Source organism: Paenibacillus liaoningensis (assembly GCF_059609455.1).
In genome coordinates, this window is record NZ_JCAALU010000047.1 from 1 (window position 1) to 1,844 (window position 1,844).

A 1,844-nucleotide genomic window follows, 5' to 3' on the forward strand; every position below is an offset into this window, starting at 1 on the left:
AGATTCGGCAGGCTCTTCACCATATCTTTAATTAAAAGCGTACCCGCACGGTACGTTTGAAAGCTTGTCTCATCCGTCGATTGTCCAGCAATCGTGCCTCCTGTACCAATAACCAGAATGTTAGGGAGCTTCGATTTCTGGAAGGAAGCAGGCACCTCAGGGAAAGCAATTGCCTGGATAGCAGCCTCAGCGGCCCCTACGGGAGAAATAAATGTTACGAGTGCGATAATGGCAGAAAGCGAAAAAACAGTCATCCTTTTAATAGACAGCATCATCTTGGTTCCCTCCACTTAACTATAATGTAATCTCTATTGCGTTATATTATCTCACATATTTAAATCGAACAAGTGACTTTATACCTATATGTGTAAGAATAACTAACATAAATTTAATGACGGTGTGAGGTCTTCTGCTAAAACAATCCAACCGCGAGATCGCCTTGTCCCGCTCCTTATATTTCTAAAAAAAACAAAAGCCCGGGAGATTGTGATCTCCCAGGCTTTTATCCTTCCGTGTTACACAGCGGTTGCTGTCATCTCTCAATGGGTGCACGCCCGCCGTACGCCGTCTTTTGGACCAGACTTGATAAGGCGCAAGCATGCTTGCGGCCTGTCAACGGAACCCTGGACAGCTTGTCGTTCCCGATGTGTACAGCCAGCATAGGAACCATATGTTTTTCATCTAAAATGCTTTGTATTATGCAGCAGCTTTCACCGCAGTATCTTCCGGCACTTCCAGCGCACCGTAAGTAGTGAACCATTTTTGCATAGTTGGGAAATCGCTTGTGTAAGTCAGAGTCAGCATAAGCAGAATACGAGCATGAGCAGCATTCAAATTATCCCCTGCCAAAATCCCATCGCTGCCGCCATAAACATTGCCCGATCCGGTTCTTGTCGTCGTTACGAAAACAACACCCTTCTCAATCGCCTTCGTACGTTCTTCCCTCATTGCAGCGGAAATGCCGCCAGCTCCCGTACCCGCTGTAACAATCCCTTTCGCCCCGCCGTCTACGAAGCCTTTGATCGCCTCGCCGCCAGCACCTTGATACGAATAAGCAATTTCAACCTTCGAGAAGCCGGCCTTCGGCAGCTTGGACAGATCAAACGGCGTTGCCCACTCTGCATCGGTTTTCAGCGCTCTTGTCGGCACGCGGTAAATTTGAATAATCGATTCATCAATGTAGCCCAGCGGGCCAAATCCTGGCGACTCGAATGTGTCGAGACGCATTGCATTTGCTTTCGTCACTTCGCGCACAGCATGAATTTCATCATTCAGCATGAGCACGGTGCCGAATTTCTTCGTCTTGCCGCTTGCTGCCAGCTTAATCGCATTGAACAAGTTCGCCGGAGCATCGCTTCCGATCACTGTCCACGGGCGCATAGAGCCCGTAATAACAACCGGCTTCGAGCTGCGAACCGTAAGATCAAGAAAATAACCGATTTCCTCCATCGTATCTGTACCTGTCGTAACGACTACACCGTCGTATTTCTTCAACGCTGCATCCACTGTCATCGACAGGCTTGCCAAGTCGTCCATCAGATAAGCTGATGAGTCTTTGTTGCCAAACTGCACAGTCTCAACGTCTGCCATCTTATCCAGATTCGGCAGGCTCTTCACCATATCTTTAATTAAAAGCGTACCCGCACGGTACGTTTGAAAGCTTGTCTCATCCGTCGATTGTCCAGCAATCGTGCCTCCTGTACCAATAACCAGAATGTTAGGGAGCTTCGATTTCTGGAAGGAAGCAGGCACCTCAGGGAAAGCAATTGCCTGGATAGCAGCCTCAGCGGCCCCTACGGGAGAAATAAATGTTACGAGTGCGATAATGGCAGAAAGCGAAAAAA

The 1,844-nt window shown here is 48.3% G+C and carries 1 protein-coding gene, 1 pseudogene and 1 riboswitch; the gene and the pseudogene both read right to left on the reverse strand.

Translation table 11 applies throughout. The annotated features are described in order from the left end of the window. A pseudogene (locus AC6B99_RS33250) lies at window positions 1–275 on the reverse strand (asparaginase); the annotation flags it as partial. 214 nt (window positions 276–489) lie between these two features. Next, window positions 490–638: riboswitch (guanidine-I (ykkC/yxkD leader) on the reverse strand. A gap of 58 nt (window positions 639–696) precedes the next feature. Next, window positions 697–1,827 carry an asparaginase gene (locus AC6B99_RS33255; protein WP_496665169.1) on the reverse strand — a complete coding sequence of 377 codons (1,131 nt, stop codon included), beginning with the start codon at window positions 1,825–1,827 and terminating at the stop codon, window positions 697–699. Window positions 1,828–1,844 lie beyond the last annotated feature (17 nt).